This window comes from Devosia sp. (assembly GCF_036676215.1).
Taxonomy (GTDB): Bacteria; Pseudomonadota; Alphaproteobacteria; order Rhizobiales; family Devosiaceae; genus Devosia.
In genome coordinates, this window is the sequence record NZ_JAKFDJ010000143.1 from 1 (window position 1) to 2,414 (window position 2,414).

The following is a 2,414-nucleotide window of genomic DNA, read 5'->3' on the forward strand; positions in this document are numbered from 1 at the left end:
CAGGAAGCGTTCAACGCCATCGGCGCAGTGGTCGTGGGCAGCCCGCCTGAAGAACTGGACGCTATCGTGAAGCGCGAAATTGTGATGTGGAAAGGGCTGGCGAAAGAGGCCAATATCAAGGTCAACTAAGAAACGTCCATACAGGGATTCCGCTAGTGGCCGTTACAGTGCCGAAAGCGGAATCCTGCGCTTTCTCTTTCTATACGTCCAGGTCGCTATCCCGCTGCACCAGGTAAATCAGCACCAGGGCTATGGTCACCAGAAAGCGGAATGCACTCGGCACGCCATTCCACTGGTCGGACATCCACATTCCAAACCATTCTCCGCCTATCGACATGAAGCCTACCTGCCATACAAAAAAGCCCAGCGACAAGCCGCAGACGGCCATATTCTTGGCCCGGTTGAAGTCCCCGGCGGGTGACTTCACTTGTTTTAGCAGTTGGTAAACGCCCGCCCAGCAAAGCAGGGCGGTCAAGGCTTCAAGGGCGATAATGAAAACATACGCGGCATGGTGCAGGATCGGCAGTTGGATCGCCCGGTAATGTATCGTCGCCGTGGGGAAAATCGTGTCCATCAATAAGACATGCCGGACAAACTCGAAGTTGCTGCCATAGTCCGTCATGTTGCCGAACGCAACCAATGACGCAAAAAGCGCAATGGCGGCGACGAATCCTATTTTTGAGTATCGGATAAGCATTTCTTCATCACGCTTGTTGCGTTTCAATGGATGAATCTTGGGAAGCACATCGGCCGAGCCGTCTTTGGCGTGCACCCGATCATAGCTGAACTGCAGGCCCGGCCAGAACTCAATGATGCTCAAACGCCACAACACAGCAAGAAGTCCACACCGCAATATCTCCCCACGATAAAATCCTGCCGCGTCACTACCCGACAACATCAGAATCATCGTGAAACAATTTTATACCCGGCAGGGCGAGCAGCATCGCGCGAAACGCGAATTTTCCATCAACAGTTTGCCTGCCGGTCTGCTGCAAAGCGTCGGTTTTGTCGCGTGCTTCGCGTCCATTGGCGCGATCATGGCGGCGCCTGCGCGGGCTGACGAGAGCGTTTACATTGTTAACCGGGGCGTCGACGGCCGCGATGGTGAAATGGGTATCACATCGCCCTCTGCAACCCCAGGTGAGGACGCGAAGTCTTCGGTCTGGACTCAGCGGGGAGCAATCCTTGGCGCAGGATCGTCGGCCCTTGAGATTGGTTCTGTCGGGGGGGCGGGCGGCTCCGACTATTCCAAGCGCTTATTTCATAATTTGCCGGGAGAGCGCGGCGGCAGCGGTGGCCGGGTAACGCTTACCGTAGCGCCATCCGCCGAGGTTTCGGGAACGCTCTCTTCGACGTTGGACAAACCGCTGATCCATGTTTATTCAATAGGCGGCACGGGCGGGGTGGGATACACGTCATGGTTCGAGAGCGGGGGCGGCATCGCTCGCGGCGGCGATGGCGGGGCGGTTACCGTGAACATTGCTTCGCGGGTCACCGCCGTAAGCGAGTCGGCTGCGCGCACGCGGGCCCTGCCTGCTATCAAGGTGGTTTCCCAGGGCGGCGCGGCTGGCATCGGCAAGAACGGCGCGCAGTCTTCCGACGGCACCTATGAAGGCCGGGTCGACACTGACCGCGGTGGTTCCGGCGGACAGGTTACCGCAACCTTTGAAAAAAGCGCACACGTCAGCGTGACCGGGGCGCTGGCCCCGGCGGTATCCGTCAGCTCTCTGGGCGGAAACGGGGGGCGCGCCACCAACAGCGGCGGTTATCCGTCAAACAGTGGGGACGGTGGAAATATAAGCTTCACGAACCGGGGAACGATCACGTCCAACGGAAGCACATCGGCCGCGGTCATTCTGCAAAGCGCGGGCGGCGCTGGCGGCAACGGCGCCAGTGGCGCCTTCACTTCCGGCACGCCGGGCGGCCAGGGCGGCGCCGGCGGCGTCGTCAAGGCGCTCAATGGCGGCTCGATCGCCACGCGGGGCGACTACAGCTTCGGCGTCATGGCGCAGTCAGTGGGCGGCGTAGGAGGAAGCGGCGGTGGCGCCGCCTTCGTGTCCGGCGGGGATGGCGGCGGCGCAGGCCTTGGGCAGCTGGTTTCAGTGACCAACCACGGAACTATAACGACCACGGGTGTCGGCGCAACGGCGATCATGGCGCAAAGCATAGGCGGCGGCAGCGCCCTGGATGCATTCCACGCCACCCATCCGGCCATCAGCCAAGGCGGTGGTTCGGGCGGCGGCAGCGGCATCCTGCCTTTCACCAGCGGCGGCTCGGGCGGCCTGGGCGGTGTCGGCGGCAATGTGATGGCCGAGCATCGCGGAACGATCAGCACGGCGGGCGATTCCGCCTATGGCGTCCTGCTGCAAAGTATCGGTGGCGGCGGGGGCACGGGCGGCGCGGCGTCAAGCTCC

General features: G+C 61.5%; 1 protein-coding gene and 1 pseudogene. One reads left to right on the forward strand and one right to left on the reverse strand.

The features are described from left to right. Positions 1-199: 199 nt before the first annotated feature. Complete coding sequence (locus V6M52_RS12430) at positions 200-898, reverse strand: DUF2165 family protein (protein ID WP_332701255.1); 699 nt, start codon at positions 896-898, stop codon at positions 200-202. A gap of 10 nt (positions 899-908) precedes the next feature. Here V6M52_RS12430 and V6M52_RS12435 point away from each other — a divergent pair. After that, a pseudogene (locus tag V6M52_RS12435) lies at positions 909-2,414 on the forward strand (hypothetical protein); the annotation flags it as partial.